The sequence below is a fragment of the Streptomyces luteosporeus genome (assembly GCF_039532865.1).
GTDB lineage: Bacteria > Actinomycetota > Actinomycetes > Streptomycetales > Streptomycetaceae > Streptomyces > Streptomyces luteosporeus.
The window spans coordinates 56,659-72,227 of record NZ_BAAASL010000028.1 but is presented as its reverse complement, the minus strand read 5'-3'; the positions used below and the strand labels follow the sequence as shown (position 1 = coordinate 72,227).

Below are 15,569 nucleotides of genomic sequence, written 5' to 3'. Positions count from 1 at the left end.
GTCACGGTGTGCGGGGCCCTTTCGCATGCACCGGTCGTACGCACCGGCCGCATGCACCGGGACGGGCGGCACCCGTTTGCAGGCGCAGCGAGCGCCGTGCGCGGCCGTTTTTCCTACGGTATGACCATGAATCACTCACCTCGCCGTCGTCCGGCGCGCGGCCGCACGGCGGTGGCCGGCGCCCTGCTGCTGGCCTGCGCGGCCTGGGGGCTCACCGGCTGCGGATCGGGCAACCCGCTGGCCGACCGGCCCTACGACGCCTCGGACCAGGTGGGTGTCGCCGGCGCGGGGGAGACCCGGCAGGCGGACCCGGCCAAGCCGCTGGAGGTGGAGGCCACCGGCGGCGACCGCATCACCGACGTCACCGTCGCCGACGCCGCCGGACGCTACGTCAAGGGCGAGCTCGCGCCCGACGGCTCGCGCTGGCGCAGCACCGGCGCCCTGTCCGCCGGCGCCCACTACACCGTGCGCGTCAGCACGGAGGACGAGGACGGCGCCCAGGGGCGCCGCACGATCGACTACGAGACCAGCCGGGCCAAGCGGGTGCTGCGCCTCGCCTTCGGGCCGCAGAGCGGCACCTACGGCGTCGGACAGCCCATCACCGCCGAGCTGAGCGAGCCGGTCTCCGACCCGGCCGCCCGGGCCGTGGTCGAGCGCACCCTGCGGGTGGAGTCCGACCCTCCGGTGGAGGGCTCCTGGCACTGGGTGGACAACCGCACCCTGCACTACCGCCCCCAGGAGTACTGGCCCGCGCACGCCACCATCGACGTCCAGGCGGCCCTGGAGGGCATCAAGGTCGGCGGCGGGCTGTACGGCGGGCCGGTGCAGGGCGTCCACCTGACCACCGGCGACCGGGTGGAGGCCATCACGGACGCCAGCGCCCACTACATGACGGTGCTGAAGAACGGCCAGGAGGTCCGCTCCATCCCGGTGACCACCGGCAAGCCCGGCTACGCCACCCGCAACGGCATCAAGGTCGTCCTCGGCCAGGAGTCCTTCGTGCGCATGCGCGGCACCAGCATCGGCATCTCCGAGGGCAGCTCCGACGCCTACGACCTGCCGGTCTACTGGGCCACCCGGGTCACCTGGAGCGGCGAGTACGTGCACGCCGCCCCCTGGTCCGAGGGCTCCCAGGGCTGGGACAACGTCAGCCACGGGTGCACCGGCATGAGCACCGCCAACGCCAAGTGGTTCTTCGACAACGTGCGCGTGGGCGACATCGTCAAGGTCGTCGGCAGCGCCGGGGCCACCATGACGCCGTTCGACAACGGCTTCGGCGACTGGAACATGCCCTGGAAGCAGTGGCGCGAGGGCAGTGCCCTGGTGGCCGGCAAGCGCGAGGGCACCGGCCCGGCCGACACCGCCCGGCTGCGGCCCCAGGTGTGAGCGCGGGGCCTCCTCAGGTCTCGATGGACAGCCGCTGGCGCAACAGCTCCGCCAGCGCCTCGGCGAACGCCACCGGATCCACCGGATGGGTGACAACGGCCTCGGCCTTGCTCCAGGAGGCCAGCCAGGCGTCCTGCGGCCGGCCGATCAGCAGCAGCACCGGCGGGCAGCGGAAGACCTCGTCCTTCAGCTGCCGGCACACCCCCATGCCGCCCGCAGGGGCCGTCTCGCCGTCCAGCACGCACACGTCCACCCGGCGCTCCTCCAGGGTCCGCAGCACCGCCGGCAACGTGGCGCACTCCAGGTACTCCACCTCGGGAAGACCGGTGGCCGGGCGCCTGCCGCCCGCCAGCCGCACCTGTTCGCGCGTGTGCGCGTCATCGCTGTACACCAGCACCGTTGCGGTCGGCTGCATCGTTCCTCCAGGTCGTGGGAGTGACGCTCATGGACGGACGGCTCAGCGCGGATGCTACTCCGCGCGGGGGCCGCGATGGGCCGTACGAGCAGCGCACAGCGTCTTGACACACCGAACGGCACCCCCCGGAGTGAGCGCGAGATAAGCGACCGACATAATGTCGGTCGTGGCGACAGCAACAGCAGTAGATACCGGGCACGCGCACCCCTCGGTCAACCGACCGAACCTCACCAGCGTCGGAACCATCATCTGGCTGAGTTCCGAGCTGATGTTCTTCGCGGCCCTCTTCGCGATGTACTTCACCCTGCGATCGGTGACGGGTGCCGACCACTGGAAGGAAATGGCCTCGGCCCTGAACCTTCCGTTCTCGGCGACCAACACGACGATCCTGGTGCTCTCCTCGCTCACCTGTCAGCTCGGCGTGTTCGCGGCCGAGCGCGGTGACGTCAAGAAGCTGCGCACCTGGTTCATCGTCACGTTCGTGATGGGTGCCATCTTCATCGGCGGTCAGGTGTACGAGTACACGAGCCTGGTCAAGGACGAGGGCCTGTCCCTGTCCTCCGACCCGTACGGCTCGGTGTTCTACCTGACGACCGGCTTCCACGGCCTGCACGTGACGGGCGGTCTCATCGCCTTCCTGCTGGTCCTGGGCAGGACGTACGCGGCCAAGAGGTTCACCCACCACCAGGCGACTGCGGCCATCGTCGTGTCCTACTACTGGCACTTCGTCGACGTGGTCTGGATCGGCCTCTTCGCCACGATCTACTTGATCAAGTAATCGGTCCCGTCCCGCACCGGACCATCAGTCCAGCATCGACGCAGAAGATCCTGACACCGGGGTAATCCGTGAAAAAGCTCTCCGCACGACGACGCCATCCGCTGGCGGCGGTCGTCGTCCTACTCTTCGCGCTGGCGGTAACCGGGGGGCTGTACGCCGCGTTCGCGCCGGCCGAGTCGGCCAAGGCCGATGACAGCGCCCAGTCCCTCGCCATCGAGGAGGGCAAGAAGCTCTACTCCGTGGGCTGCGCCAGCTGCCACGGCACCGGCGGTCAGGGCACCTCCGACGGGCCGAGCCTGATCGGCGTGGGCTCCGCCGCCGTGGACTTCCAGGTCGCCTCCGGCCGCATGCCGCTGCAGCAGCAGGGCGCCCAGGCGCCCCGCAAGAAGGTGATCTACTCGCAGGCCGAGATCGACCAGCTCGCCGCGTACATCGCCTCCCTCGGCGCGGGCCCGGTCGCCCCGACCAAGAGCCAGTACAGCCCCGACGGCGCCGACATCGCCAAGGGCGGGGAGCTCTTCCGTACGAACTGCGCCCAGTGCCACAACTTCACCGGCAAGGGCGGCGCGCTCTCGAACGGCAAGTACGCCCCGTCGCTCGAGGGCGTCAACCCGAAGCACATCTACGAGGCCATGCAGACCGGCCCGCAGAACATGCCTTCCTTCCCCGACACGACGATGTCCGAGAAGAACAAGAAGGACATCATCGCGTACCTCGACACGGTCAACAGCGACAAGACCAAGAGCCCGGGCGGCCTCGAACTGGGCGGTCTCGGCCCGGTCAGCGAGGGTCTGTTCGCGTGGATCTTCGGTCTGGGCGCGCTGGTCGCCGTCGCCATCTGGGTCGCCGCCCACACCGCCAAGGCCAAGAAGTCATGAGTAGCCAAGACATTCCAGAAGAGACCCTGCCGAGCGCGCAGGGCGCGCACGAAGGCGCCGTAGCCACCGCGGGCGACCCGTTCGCCGACCCGGGGCTGCCGCCGCACGAGCCCCGTAAGCAGGACATCGACGAGCGGGCCGCCCAGCGCTCCGAGCGCGTGGTCGCCTTCCTGTTCCTGCTGTCGATGCTGGCCACGGTGGGCTTCATCGCCTCCTACGTGACCCTCCCGGTCGACAAGAGCATCTACGTCTTCCCGCTCGGGCACATCAGCGCGCTGAACTTCGCGCTGGGCCTGACCCTGGGCGTGGCGCTGTTCTGCATCGGCGCGGGCGCGGTCCACTGGGCCCGCACCCTGATGTCGGACGTCGAGTACGCCGACGACCGGCACCCGATCGAGGCCTCCCCGGAGGTCAAGGCCAAGGTGCTGGCCGACTTCAAGCAGGGCGCCGAGGAGTCCGGCTTCGGCCGGCGCAAGCTGCTGCGCAACACCATGTTCGGCGCGCTGGCCCTGGTGCCGCTCTCCGGTGTGGTGCTGCTGCGCGACCTCGGTCCGCTGCCCGGCACCAAGCTGCGCAAGACCGCCTGGTCCGCGGGCAAGATGCTCATCAACCAGAACACGATGCAGCCGCTGCGCCCCGAGGACATCCAGGTCGGCTCCCTGACCTTCGCCATGCCCGAGGGCATGAAGGAGGAGGACCACGACTTCCAGCAGGAGATCGCCAAGGCGGCCCTGATGATCGTCCGGCTGCGCCCGGAGAACATCAAGGACAAGCGCGAGCTCGACTGGTCGGCCGACGGCATCGTGGCCTTCTCCAAGATCTGCACGCACGTCGGCTGCCCCATCAGCCTCTACGAGCAGCAGACCCACCACGTGCTGTGCCCGTGCCACCAGTCCACCTTCGACCTCTCCGACGGCGGTCGCGTGATCTTCGGCCCGGCCGGCCACGCCCTTCCGCAGCTGCGGATCAAGGTCAACGACAAGGGCTACCTCGAGGCCATGGGCGACTTCGCCGAGCCCGTCGGTCCTGCCTTCTGGGAGCGCGGATGAGCACTGCAACCGCTACAGATAATCGCCGCAAGGCACCCGCAGGCGAGCGGGTCGCCGACTGGGCCGACGGCCGGCTGGGCATCTACAGCCTGGCCAAGGTCAACATGCGGAAGATCTTCCCGGACCACTGGTCCTTCATGCTGGGCGAAGTCTGCCTCTACAGCTTCGTCATCATCATCATGACGGGCGTCTACCTGACGCTCTTCTTCCACCCCAGCATGAACGAGGTCGTCTACCACGGCTCCTACGAGCCGCTGCAGGGCGTCCAGATGTCCGAGGCGTTCAAGTCGACCGTCGACATCAGCTTCGACGTGCGCGGTGGTCTGCTCATCCGGCAGATCCACCACTGGGCGGCGCTGATCTTCCTCGCCGGCATGTTCGTGCACATGATGCGCGTCTTCTTCACCGGTGCGTTCCGCAAGCCGCGTGAGGTCAACTGGCTGTTCGGCTTCCTGCTGTTCGTCCTCGGCATGTTCACCGGCTTCACCGGTTACTCGCTGCCGGACGACCTGCTGTCGGGCACCGGTGTCCGCTTCATGGAGGGCGCCATCCTGTCCGTGCCGGTCATCGGCACGTACATCTCGATGTTCCTCTTCGGCGGCGAGTTCCCCGGCTCGGACTTCGTGCCGCGGTTCTTCTCGATCCACGTCCTGCTGCTGCCGGGCATCATGCTCGGCCTGCTGGTGGCGCACCTGATCCTGGTCTTCTACCACAAGCACACGCAGTTCCCCGGCCCCGGCCGGAAGAACGAGAACGTGGTCGGCATGCCGCTGCTGCCGGTCTACATGGCCAAGGCCGGTGGCTTCTTCTTCCTGGTCTTCGGTGTGATCGCGGCCATCGCCGCCATCGCGACCATCAACCCGATCTGGGCGATGGGCCCCTACCGGCCGGACCAGGTCTCCACCGGCGCCCAGCCCGACTGGTACATGGGCTTCGCCGAGGGTCTCATCCGTGTGATGCCGGGCTGGGAGATCAACGTCTGGGGCCACACGTTCGTCCTGGGCGTGTTCATCCCGCTGGTGATCTTCCCGCTGGTGCTGGGCGCGATCGCGGTCTACCCGTTCATCGAGTCCTGGGTCACCGGCGACAAGCGGGAGCACCACCTGCTGGACCGCCCGCGCAACGCCCCGACGCGCACCGGTTTCGGTGCCGCCTGGATCGCCGCGTACTTCGTGATGCTGATCGGTGGTGGCAACGACCTGTGGGCCACCCACTTCCACCTGTCGATCAACGCCATCACCTGGTTCGTCCGCGTCGGCTTCTTCGTGATCCCGGTCCTGACGTTCATCGCCACGCGCCGCATCTGCATGGGTCTGCAGCGCCGCGACAAGGACAAGGTGCTGCACGGTCGCGAGACCGGCATCATCAAGCGCCTGCCGCACGGTGAGTTCATCGAGGTCCACGAGCCGCTCTCGCAGGAGCAGCTGCACACGCTGACCTCGCACGAGCAGCCCAAGCCGCTGGAGCTGGAGCCGGCGGTGGACGAGAACGGCGTCGCCCGCAAGGTCGGTGCTGGCCAGAAGCTCCGCGTGAAGCTCTCCAAGGGCTTCTACGGCGAGGGGACCCAGATCCCCAAGCCCACCGCGGAGGAGTACCGGGAGATCACCAGCGGTCACGGCCACCACTGATCCCCGCAGCTGATCACTGACGACTGATCGCCACGGCAGGAGCCCCGTCCAGCGCATGGACGGGGCTCTTCGCCGTCCCGGGCCGGTCGATAGGCTGGACGCCAGACGGGGGCCAGTGGGAGCGCCCCCGCCCAGACCACTCCAGGAGTGTGGACCATGAACGTTGCGACCCCATCTGGCGGCGAGCGCTCGGTGGCCCCGTCCTGGCCGGGCATCCTGGACGCCCTGCTGCGCGGAGTGGACCTCAGCGCCGACGACACGGCCTGGGCCATGGACCGGATCATGCGCGGGGCGGCCAGCGACGCCCAGATCGCCGGCTTCGCCGTGGCCCTGCGGGCCAAGGGCGAGACCGTCGCCGAGATCTCCGGCCTGGTCCGCGCCATGTACCGACACGCCAACCTCATCGAGGTGCCCGGGCCCAGCGTGGACATCGTGGGCACCGGCGGCGACGGCGCCAAGACCGTCAACATCTCCACGATGTCCTCGATCGTCGTGGCCGGCACCGGTGCGAAGGTCGTCAAGCACGGCAACCGCGCCGCCTCCTCCGCCAGCGGCTCCTCCGACGTCCTGGAGAAGCTGGGCGTCAACCTGGAGCTGACGCCCCGCCGGGTGGTGGAGGTCGCCGAGGAGGCCGGCATCACTTTCTGCAACGCCGTCAAGTTCCACCCCTCCCTGCGGCACGTCGCCCCGGCCCGCCGTGAACTGGGCATCCGGACGACCTTCAACGCGCTCGGCCCGCTGACCAACCCCGCCCGGGTGCGCGCGCAGGCCACCGGCGTCGCCGACGCCCGCATCGCACCGGTGCTGGCCGGGGTGCTGGCCGAGCGCGGCTCGACGGCCCTGGTCTTCCGCGGCGACGACGGGCTGGACGAGCTGACCACCACCGCCACCTCGCGGGTGTGGGTCGTGCGCGACGGGCGGGTGCACGAGGAGGCGTTCGACCCCCGCGAGGTGGGCCTGGAGATGGTGCCGGTGGAGGCGCTGCGCGGCGCCGACGCCTCGTACAACGCCGACGTCGCCCGCCGCCTGCTCGCCGGCGAGACCGGCCCCGTACGGGAGGCGGTGCTGCTCAACTCCGCGGCGGCGCTGGTGGCCCTGGCGCCCACCGACGCGCCGCTGCCCGAGCAGATCCGCGCCGGCATGGCGCGGGCGGCCGAGTCCATCGACTCCGGCGCCGCCCTGCGCACGCTGGAGAAGTGGGTGGCGGCCAGCAACGCCTGAATGAGCAACGCCTGAATCAGCAACGCCTGAGCCCTTTCCGGCCAGGTGCGTCTCGCCCCGTGGAACGACGGTTCCACGGGGCGATCACGTATGCCATACTCCTGCCCAGGTCACGAGTGACAGCGTTTCGGCCCCGGCCTGCTGTCCGGCAACCCTCCTTCCGTGGCGGGGTGCCCCGGGTGATGACCGGGCCGCAGGCAGGACGTCTGCGGCAAGCGCGGATCCCTCGCCAGGGATCCTGGTCGTCGAGGGAGATCCTTCCGTGATGCAGCGAATGCGCTAGGGCTCGAAGAGCCCCTTCTTTGCGTACCTCTCTTCTTCTGCTCGCCTGTTCACGTACGGGAGTTCGCCATGCCTGCCGCCGCCGTCGCCACCGAGAGCCCGGTTCGTCCCCCGCTACCCGTTCTGGGGGGCGACGTCCGCGTACCGCTCGTCACCGGGGGCGAGGTGACGTACGCGGCCCTCGACTACGCCGCCAGCGCCCCGGCCCTGCGCCGAGTGTGGGACGACGTCGCCGCGTACGCGCCGTACTACGGCAGCGTGCACCGCGGCGCCGGCTACCTCTCGCAGCTGTCCACCGACCTCTTCGAGAACAGCCGGGCCACCGTCGCCCGCTTCCTCGGCTGCCGCGAGGACGACCAGGTCGTCTTCACCCGCTCCACCACCGACTCGCTCAACCTGCTCGCGACCGTCCTGCCCGCCGGCTGCCGGGTGTTCGTCTTCGAGACCGAGCACCACGCCGCGCTGCTGCCCTGGGGCGAGGGCCGCCTCACCTGCCTGCCCGCGCCCCGCACGCCCGCCGAGGCGGTCGCGACCCTGGAGCGGGCCCTCGCGGACCGCGAGCCCCACGGGCCCGCGCTGGTGTGCGTCACCGGCGCCTCCAACGTCACCGGAGAGCTGTGGCCCGTACGGGAGTTGGCGGCCGCGGCGCACGCCCACGGCGCGCGCATCGTGCTGGACGCCGCCCAACTCGCCCCGCACCACCCCGTGGACATCCGGGGGCTCGACGTCGACTGGGTCGCCCTCTCCGGCCACAAGCTCTACGCGCCCTTCGGCGCCGGGGTGCTGGCCGGCCGCCCCGACTGGCTGCGCGAGGCCGAGCCGTACCTGGCCGGCGGCGGCGCCAGCCGCCGGGTCACGCGGCTCCCCGACGGCCGCCTGGAGACCGAGTGGCACACCACCACCGCCCGGCACGAGGCCGGCTCGCCCAACGTCATCGGCGCCTATGCCATCGCCTCCGCCTGCCGGGCGCTGACCGAGGCGGGCTTCGAGGGTCTCGTCGCGCGCGAGAGGCACCTGGTGGCCCGGGTGCGCGAGGGCCTTGCCGAGGTGCCGGGCGTACGGGTGCTGTCGCTGTTCGGCCCCGACGCCCCGCGCGTGGGCGTGCTCTCCTTCGTCGTCGAGGGCTGGAACAGTTCGCACCTGGCCGCCGCACTGTCCGCCGAGTACGGCATCGGGGTCCGCGACGGGCTTTTTTGCGCCCACCCGCTGGTGCGCACGCTGCTGGGCGCCGGGCAGCAGGAGGCGGGGGAGTGCGGCGCGCCCGACGAGGGCCGTGCGCACAGCGCCGTACGCGTCAGCTTCGGCGCCGGTACGCCCGACGAGCACGTGGAGCGGTTCGTCCGGGCCGTGCGCGAACTGGTCGCCCATGGCGCGCGGTGGCTCTACCGCACGGAGGGCGGCCGCTGCGTGCCCGCGCAGCGGGCGGCGTGAGGGGCAGCGGCGTGCGGAATCAGTTGTCCAGGCCGATGGCGAAGGCCGCTTCCAGGTCGTGCTGGGAGTAGGTGCGGAAGGCGATGTGCGTCTCCGTCGAGGTGACGCCGGTGACCTTGCTGATCCGGCCCGGGATGACGTCCGCCAGGTCGTCGTGCCGGGCCACCCGCACGATCGCGATCAGGTCGTAGGCGCCGGTGACCGAGTAGACCTCGCTCACGCCGTCCAGCGCGGCGATCGACTCGGCGATCTCGGGGATGCGGTCCACGTCGGTCTTGATGAGCACGATCGAAGTGATCACGTCGTTCTGTCTCCTTCGGTGGACCCGGTTTCGGTGGCCCCGGCTGCGGCCCTCACTCTAACCGCAGGCGTGGGGTGCACCCAGGCGTAGCCGAATCCGAGTGCGAATCCCAGCACGTGGGCGAGGTAGGCCACCCCCGGCCGCCCCGCCTCCGTGCCCGCCGCCAGCCACTGCAGGGCGAACCAGAACAGCAGCACGACCCAGGCGGGAAAGCGCAGCGGCAGGAAGAAGAGGAACGGGAAGAGGCTGGTCACCCGGGCCCTGGGGAAGAGATAGAGGAAAGCGCCGAGCACACCGGAGATGGCGCCGGACGCCCCCACCAGCGTGCGGTCGGAGCCGGCGTGCACGACCGCGTAGCCGAGCAGGGCCAGATAGCCGGTGACGAGGTAGCACAGGGCGAAGGCGGCGTGTCCCAGGTGCGCCTCGGTCATGGCACCGAAGACGTAGAGGAAGAGCATGTTGCCCAGCAGATGCAGCCAGTTGCCGTGCACGAACAGCGCGGTGAGCGGGGTGATCAGATGCGTGGGGGAGCCGTGCCACAGCTCCGCCGGCACCACCCCCCAGCGCTGGAAGTACTCGGTCTGCGCGGTCAGCAGGGCGGTGCCGCTGCCGTAGGAGGGGCTGAGCCCGGAGGCGGGCCCGGCGAGGAAGACCACCCCGCACACGGTCAGGAGCGTCCAGGTCACCCAGGGGGTGCCCGCCTTCCCGGGCGCAGCCGTTGCGATCATGACCAGATCATGTCGTACCGGGCGCAACCGGCACCAAGCGCCTCGCCGGGAGGCGGCCATGGGCCCGCACCACCGTGTCCGGCGGCCCGCAGGCCGTAGGGTTACGAAGAGCACTCGACAAGGACGGACGAGACCATGAGCGTTCCCCGGCCGGCCGCCGGATCGGTGCGGTGCCGGTGGTGCAACGCGCCGTCGGCAGGATCGAGCTGGTGGAGCGGCCGGGTGCGACGGCCTGAGGAACGGGAGCGGTGAAGCGGTGGTGGAGCACAGGGACGGCGCGGAGGCGGCCGGTGACGCCGGTGGCGCCGACGACGGCGTCCTGGAGGTGCTCGACCGCCCCCTGCCCGAGGGCATCAGGCGGCGCGTCGTCGGGCTCGTCGCCGATGCCTTCGGCCGGCTGACGGTCGCGGAACTCCCCGCGCAGCTGCGGCAGTACGCCCGGTTCACCCCGAGCCGGCGCGCGAAGTTCGCCGGCAACGCCATGGCCGCCGCCGTGGAGGGCGACGCCGCCTTCCGCCAGCGCATCGCCGCCAAGCTGCGCGAGGCCGGCTCCGAACTTGCCGAGGCCCTGGAATCCGGCGCCCCGCCCGCCGCCGCCGACCCCGAGGACGTGGCGGCCATGGCCTTCGTGCTGCGCCCGCCCGGCTGGGTCAAGCTGGTCACCGCCGCCGGCGAGGAGGCCGCCCGGGCCGGCGCCGAGCGCGCCGGCGAGGAGGCGCAGCGCGAGCTGCAGCGCCTGCGCGAGGAGCTCGCGACCGTACGGGCCGAGGCGCGGTCCGAGGCCGAGCGGGTACGTGCCGAGCTGGACGCGACCCGCAAGGAGGCCGAGGGGCTGCGCCGCAAGCTGCGCAGCGCCGACAGCGACGTGCGGCGCGGCGAGGCGGCCCTGCGCAAGGCCCGCGAGGAGCTGGAGGCCGTGCGCGCCGAGGCCCAGGCCGACAAGGCGGCGGCCCAGGGCGAGACGCGCCGCGTCAAGGCGCGGCTGGCCGAGGCCGAGGCGGCCCTGGAGGCCAGCCGCCGGGCGGCCCGCGAGGGCCGCAGCGTGGAGGACATGCGGCTGCGCCTGCTGCTGGACTCCGTGCTGGACGCGGCCCAGGGACTGCGCCGCGAACTGGCGCTGCCCCCCGTCTCCGTGCGCCCCGCGGACACCGTCGACGCGGTGCGCCCGGGCACCATGTCGCCCAAGGACATCGCCACCCGGGCCCTGTCGGAGACCGATCCGGCCCTCCTCGACCAGCTGCTGGCGCTGCCTCAGACGCATCTGGTCGTCGACGGCTACAACGTGACCAAGACCGGCTATCCCACCATGCCGCTGGACAAGCAGCGGCTGCGGCTGCTGGGCGGCCTGGCCATGCTGGCCGCCCGCACCGGCGCCGAGGTGACCTGCGTCTTCGACGGTGCGGAGCTGGCGGCCCCGGTGCTGCTCGCGCCGCCGCGCGGGGTGCGGGTGCTCTTCAGCAAGCCCGGCGTGACGGCGGACGAGCTGATCCGCCAGCTGGTGCGGGCCGAGCCGCCCGGCCGGCCGGTGGTGGTGGTCTCCACCGACCGCGAGGTGGCCGACGGCGTGGCCAAGGCGGGCGCGCGGCCGGTCTCATCGGCCCTGCTGCTCAAGCGACTTGCCCGTCCCTGATCGTCGCCCGTCGGCTACGGAACGTGTCCGGCAGGTAAAGGATGGGGTTCTGACGGAATTTTTTCGCTTGAGAATTTGAAAGGATCACATTCCGCTCACTAGGGTCGGGCCTCGAACCTTCACTCGGCGATCATTCATTCGGGATGGTGGTGAAGGTCCCGCCGTGCGCGCGCGACCGCGCGGCAGCGCCGGCGGCCGAGGCAGATGAAGGAGCTCGACTCCGTGGCGTCCCACCGTCGTCCCAAGCAGCCGAGCCGCGCCCGTGCCGGCGTGCTGACCGCGACCGCCGCAGCGGCCGTCGCCCTCTCCGCGCAGGCGGCCCACGCCGATGCGCCCTCCACCTCGGACGCCAAGGCCAAGGTCGACAAGCTCTACGAAGAGGCGGAGCAGGCCACCGAGAAGTTCAACGGGGCCAAGGAGAAGCAGGAGAAGCTGGAGAAGGAGGTCGGCGACCTCCAGGACAAGGTGGCCCGCGGCCAGGAGGAGCTCAACAAGCTCCGTGCCGGCATCGGCGCCATGGCCACCGCCCAGTACCGCACCGGCTCCCTCGACCCCGCCCTGCAGCTGCTGCTCTCCTCCGACCCCGAGAGCTACCTGCGCGACGCCTCCACCCTCGGCCAGCTCACCGCCAAGCAGGCCGAGACGCTGCGCCAGATAGCCGCCAAGCAGCGCAGCCTGAGCCAGCAGCGCGCCGAGGCCACCGGCAAGCTCGCCGACCTCGAATCCACCCGCAAGGCGCTCAGCGAGAACAAGAAGGACATCCAGGGCAAGCTCGCCGCCGCCCAGGAACAGCTCAACTCCCTCTCCGCCAAGGAGCGCGCCGAGATCACCGGCGACAACGGCGGCAGTGCCCAGGGCAAGGACGGCCACTCCGGCGACGGCGCCCGCGCCGGCCGCTCCGCGAGCCGGCCCAACATCCCCGCCGGATCCGGCCGCGGCGCCGCCGCCCTCGCGGCCGCCGACGGCAAGGTCGGCTCCCCCTACGTCTGGGGTGCCACCGGCCCCAGCTCCTTCGACTGCTCCGGCCTCACCTCATGGGCGTACGCCCAGGCCGGCGTCGACATCAGCCGCACCTCACAGGAACAGGCCAACGACGGCACCCGCATCTACGACCAGAGCCAGCTCAAGCCCGGCGACCTGGTGCTCTTCTACGGCGACCTGCACCACGTCGGCCTCTACGCCGGCAACGGCATGACCCTGCACGCCCCCAAGCCGGGCGCCAGCGTGCGCTACGAGGCCATGAGCAACATGCCCTTCCAGTTCGGCGTCCGCATCGGCTGACGGACCGCCACCGGGCGCGCCAGCGCGCCATGCCGCCCTTTCGAGGGAATGACGACTACGGCAACTGACCGCACGCCCCGCCGGTGACCTGCGCCTTGGGCGGGGCGCCGGCGTCTCGTACGAGCCTTCGCGGGCGAAGGTCTTTGAACACGGGGTGAGCGCGCCGCTACTGTCTGCCGCGCGGCGCCCGGCCGTCGTCCGCCCGTCACCGGGCGGCAGGGGCCGCACGTCAGGAAGGAGTGCGCCGCCCCGTGGCGTCCCATCGCCGTTCTGCTCCCTGCGGTCTCATCCCGGGCATGCGGGTCTCCGTGCTCTCCGCCGCCGTGGCCACGGCCGCAGCCGCCCTCTCGGCGGCCCCGGCCACCGCCACCCCCGGCGACGGCGCCGAGGACGTCAAGCCCGCGGGAACGGTGCGCGCCCAGCTCGACCGGCTCTACGAGCAGGCCGAGCGGGCCACGGAGAAGTTCAACGCCGCCGGCGAGCGCGCCGACGCCCTGCGCGAAGAGGTCGAACGGGCCACCGACCGCGTCGCCCGCGGCCAGGAACAGGTCAACCGCATGCGCGGCACCCTCGGCATGATGGCCACCGCCCAGTACCGCAGCGGCGCCGTCGACCCCGCCCTCGAACTGCTGCTCTCCTCCGACCCCGACGGCTACCTCGACAAGGCCAGCACCCTCGACCGGGTCACCGGACGCCAGGCCGAACAACTGCACGCCCTCCTCGCCGCCCAGCGCGCCCTGCGCCAGCAGCGCCAGGAAGCCGCCCGCACCCTCGCCGAACTCGAGGACACCCGCCGGGCCGTCGACGCCCACAAACGCGAGGTCGAATCCCGGCTCTCCGCCGCCCGCCGCCTTCTCAACACCCTCCCCGACGCCGAGCGCGCCCAGTACGCCCGCTCCTCCCGCTCCGAGGAACGCCCCGCCGGCCCCCTGCACACCACCCTGCCCTCCCTGCCCGACCTCCCCTCCCTCGGCGGCTCCGGCCGCGGCGCCCTGGCCGCCATGGCCGTGCGCCAGGCCGTCGGCCTGCCCTACGCCTGGGGCGCCAACGGCCCCACCGCCTTCGACTGCTCCGGCCTCATGCAATGGGCCTACGGCCGCGCCGGCGTCGGCCTGCCGCGCACCTCCCAGGCCCAGCGGCACGCCGGACGCCACGTCTCCCTCTCCGAGGCGCGCCCCGGAGACCTCGTCATCTACCGCGACGACGCCAGCCACGTCGGCATGTACGTCGGAGGCGGCCAGGTCGTCCACGCCCCCTACCCCGGCGCCCGCGTCCGCTACGACCGCGCCGACATGATGCCGATCTCCTCCGTCACCCGCCCCTGAACCGGCCGCGGCACCCCTGCCCGTACGATGCGGGCGTGACAGGCGGTGGCGGAGGGAAACGACGGCGCGCGGCGTACGGGGCCGCCGCCGCGACTCTGCTCCTCCTCGCCGGCTGCACGACTACACCCCACGAAACCGGCACCCAAGGCGTCCGCCGGCTGCTCGACCGCTGGGCCGCCGCCGTCCGCGACAAGAACGAGAACGCCTACCTCGACGCCGTCGACCCCGCCGCCGAGCGCTACCGCGCCGACCGCCGCCGCGTCTACGCCAACCTCGCCGCGCTTCCCCTCGCCACCTGGGAATACCGGCTCAAAAGCCTGAAAGGCGCCACCGCCGACGCCCAGCTGCGCTACCGCATCGCCGGCTACGGCGCAGCCACCGCCACGGTGTCCGTCCGGCTGACCGTCGCACGGCACGGCGACCGCTGGTACGTCACCGGACAGGACGCCACCCGCGCCGGCAACCAGCTGTGGGAACAAGGCACCCTCACCGCCGTGCACGGCACCAGCGCCCTCGTCCTCGGCGTCGACCAGGACCGCGGCCGGCTCCAGGAACTCGCCGGCCTCGCCGACCGGGCCGTACCCGCCGTGACCGCCGCCTGGCCCGGCCCCTGGTCCCGGCGCGTCGTCGTCGAACTCCCCGCCACCCTCGACCGCATGGCCGCCCTCCTCGACTCCCCACCCTCCAAATACCGCGGCATCGCCGCCGTCACCACCGAGGACCGCATCGTCGTCAACCCCGAGGCCTACGCCGAACTCGGCGACTTCGGACGGCGGATCGTCCTCACCCACGAGACCACCCACGCGGCCACGCGCGACGCCACGACCCGCTCGACGCCGATGTGGCTGTCGGAAGGCTTCGCCGACTGGGTCGCCTACCGGGGTGCGGCCCGCACGCCACGCCAGGTGGCCCCCGAACTCGCCGCCGCCGTCACGGCCGGCACCCCGCCCGACCGGCTGCCGCCGGATGCGGACTTCGCCTTCACCGGCGATGCGGGGCGCTTGGCGCGGGCGTACGAGGGGGGCTGGCTGGCGTGCCGCCTGATCGCGGAGCGGTGGGGGGAGGAGCGGCTGGTGGCTCTCTACCGCGCCGCCGGGCGCGGGGGCCGGTTCTGGGATGCCCTGGGGGTGAGCGAGGCCGACTTCACGGCGCAGTGGCGCGAGTACGTGGCCGAGGCCTTTTGATTTCCCCCACCCCGCCCCTTCCCGAAACCGGGGCTCCGCCCCGGACCCCGGC

Annotated in this window: 14 protein-coding genes and 1 riboswitch; of the genes, 11 read left to right on the top strand and 3 right to left on the bottom strand. The window is 71.7% G+C overall.

Translation table 11 applies throughout. The annotated features are described in order from the left end of the window. The first annotated feature begins 126 nt into the window (after positions 1-126). On the top strand, positions 127-1,386 hold the full coding sequence (locus ABD361_RS28095; RefSeq protein ID WP_344439389.1) for a L,D-transpeptidase: 1,260 nt from the start codon (positions 127-129) through the stop codon (positions 1,384-1,386). 13 nt (positions 1,387-1,399) lie between these two features. Here ABD361_RS28095 and ABD361_RS28090 read toward each other — a convergent pair whose 3' ends face one another. Next, entirely contained in the window at positions 1,400-1,801 is a 402-nt protein-coding gene (locus tag ABD361_RS28090; protein WP_344439387.1) for a DNA-binding transcriptional response regulator, read from the bottom strand. Between the two features lie 157 nt (positions 1,802-1,958). Between ABD361_RS28090 and ctaE the strand changes: the two genes are divergently transcribed. The 6 genes from ctaE (at position 1,959) to ABD361_RS28060 (ending at position 9,068) form a co-directional block, all read left to right on the top strand. Continuing rightward, complete coding sequence (ctaE, locus tag ABD361_RS28085; RefSeq protein WP_344439385.1) at positions 1,959-2,579, top strand: aa3-type cytochrome oxidase subunit III; 621 nt, start codon at positions 1,959-1,961, stop codon at positions 2,577-2,579. 68 nt (positions 2,580-2,647) lie between these two features. Continuing rightward, on the top strand, positions 2,648-3,457 hold the full coding sequence (qcrC, locus tag ABD361_RS28080) for a cytochrome bc1 complex diheme cytochrome c subunit (RefSeq protein WP_344439383.1): 810 nt from the start codon (positions 2,648-2,650) through the stop codon (positions 3,455-3,457). After that, complete coding sequence (gene qcrA, locus ABD361_RS28075) at positions 3,454-4,506, top strand: cytochrome bc1 complex Rieske iron-sulfur subunit (protein WP_344439382.1); 1,053 nt, start codon at positions 3,454-3,456, stop codon at positions 4,504-4,506. The genes qcrC and qcrA overlap by 4 nt, the downstream gene beginning before the upstream one ends. Continuing rightward, positions 4,503-6,134, top strand: a complete 1,632-nt coding sequence (qcrB, locus tag ABD361_RS28070) for a cytochrome bc1 complex cytochrome b subunit (RefSeq protein ID WP_344439380.1) — start codon at positions 4,503-4,505, stop codon at positions 6,132-6,134. The genes qcrA and qcrB overlap by 4 nt, the downstream gene beginning before the upstream one ends. 156 nt (positions 6,135-6,290) lie before the next feature. Further along, positions 6,291-7,355 carry an anthranilate phosphoribosyltransferase gene (gene trpD / locus ABD361_RS28065; protein WP_344439378.1) on the top strand — a complete coding sequence of 355 codons (1,065 nt, stop codon included), beginning with the start codon at positions 6,291-6,293 and terminating at the stop codon, positions 7,353-7,355. A gap of 108 nt (positions 7,356-7,463) precedes the next feature. Further along, positions 7,464-7,579: riboswitch (SAM riboswitch) on the top strand. Between the two features lie 127 nt (positions 7,580-7,706). Continuing rightward, positions 7,707-9,068 (top strand): aminotransferase class V-fold PLP-dependent enzyme, encoded by a 1,362-nt coding sequence (locus ABD361_RS28060; RefSeq protein ID WP_344439376.1) that lies wholly within the window; start codon positions 7,707-7,709, stop codon positions 9,066-9,068. A 19-nt stretch (positions 9,069-9,087) separates the two neighbouring features. Here the strand turns inward: ABD361_RS28060 and ABD361_RS28055 are convergent, their stop codons facing one another. Both ABD361_RS28055 and ABD361_RS28050 read right to left on the bottom strand, forming a co-directional pair. Next, positions 9,088-9,369, bottom strand: coding sequence for an Lrp/AsnC family transcriptional regulator (locus ABD361_RS28055; RefSeq protein ID WP_344439374.1), 282 nt, complete (start codon positions 9,367-9,369; stop codon positions 9,088-9,090). Continuing rightward, positions 9,366-10,097: a rhomboid family intramembrane serine protease gene (locus ABD361_RS28050; protein WP_344439372.1), complete on the bottom strand. Its 732-nt coding sequence runs from the start codon at positions 10,095-10,097 to the stop codon at positions 9,366-9,368. The genes ABD361_RS28055 and ABD361_RS28050 overlap by 4 nt, the downstream gene beginning before the upstream one ends. 259 nt (positions 10,098-10,356) lie before the next feature. On the opposite strand from ABD361_RS28050, the gene ABD361_RS28045 reads away from it, so the two are divergent. From ABD361_RS28045 to ABD361_RS28030, 4 genes are all read left to right on the top strand, one after another. After that, positions 10,357-11,727, top strand: coding sequence for an NYN domain-containing protein (locus tag ABD361_RS28045; RefSeq protein ID WP_425583348.1), 1,371 nt, complete (start codon positions 10,357-10,359; stop codon positions 11,725-11,727). A gap of 222 nt (positions 11,728-11,949) precedes the next feature. Continuing rightward, the gene (locus tag ABD361_RS28040) at positions 11,950-13,008 is read left to right on the top strand and encodes a C40 family peptidase (protein WP_344439369.1); all 1,059 of its coding nucleotides are present in this window, start codon (positions 11,950-11,952) and stop codon (positions 13,006-13,008) included. A gap of 251 nt (positions 13,009-13,259) precedes the next feature. Beyond that, positions 13,260-14,333 carry a C40 family peptidase gene (locus tag ABD361_RS28035; protein ID WP_344439367.1) on the top strand — a complete coding sequence of 358 codons (1,074 nt, stop codon included), beginning with the start codon at positions 13,260-13,262 and terminating at the stop codon, positions 14,331-14,333. Between the two features lie 35 nt (positions 14,334-14,368). Next, complete coding sequence (locus ABD361_RS28030; protein WP_344439365.1) at positions 14,369-15,517, top strand: hypothetical protein; 1,149 nt, start codon at positions 14,369-14,371, stop codon at positions 15,515-15,517. The last annotated feature ends 52 nt before the right edge of the window (positions 15,518-15,569 follow it).

Excerpts from the sequence above, each read along its gene's own strand:
- ABD361_RS28095 (WP_344439389.1), top strand. The coding sequence starts at position 127 with ATGAATCACTCACCTCGCCGTCGTCCGGCGCGCGGCCGCACGGCGGTG.
- ABD361_RS28090 (WP_344439387.1), bottom strand. The coding sequence starts at position 1,801 with ATGCAGCCGACCGCAACGGTGCTGGTGTACAGCGATGACGCGCACACG.
- ctaE (WP_344439385.1), top strand. The coding sequence starts at position 1,959 with ATGTCGGTCGTGGCGACAGCAACAGCAGTAGATACCGGGCACGCGCAC.
- qcrA (WP_344439382.1), top strand. The coding sequence starts at position 3,454 with ATGAGTAGCCAAGACATTCCAGAAGAGACCCTGCCGAGCGCGCAGGGC.
- qcrB (WP_344439380.1), top strand. The coding sequence starts at position 4,503 with ATGAGCACTGCAACCGCTACAGATAATCGCCGCAAGGCACCCGCAGGC.
- trpD (WP_344439378.1), top strand. The coding sequence starts at position 6,291 with ATGAACGTTGCGACCCCATCTGGCGGCGAGCGCTCGGTGGCCCCGTCC.
- ABD361_RS28060 (WP_344439376.1), top strand. The coding sequence starts at position 7,707 with ATGCCTGCCGCCGCCGTCGCCACCGAGAGCCCGGTTCGTCCCCCGCTA.
- ABD361_RS28050 (WP_344439372.1), bottom strand. The coding sequence starts at position 10,097 with ATGATCGCAACGGCTGCGCCCGGGAAGGCGGGCACCCCCTGGGTGACC.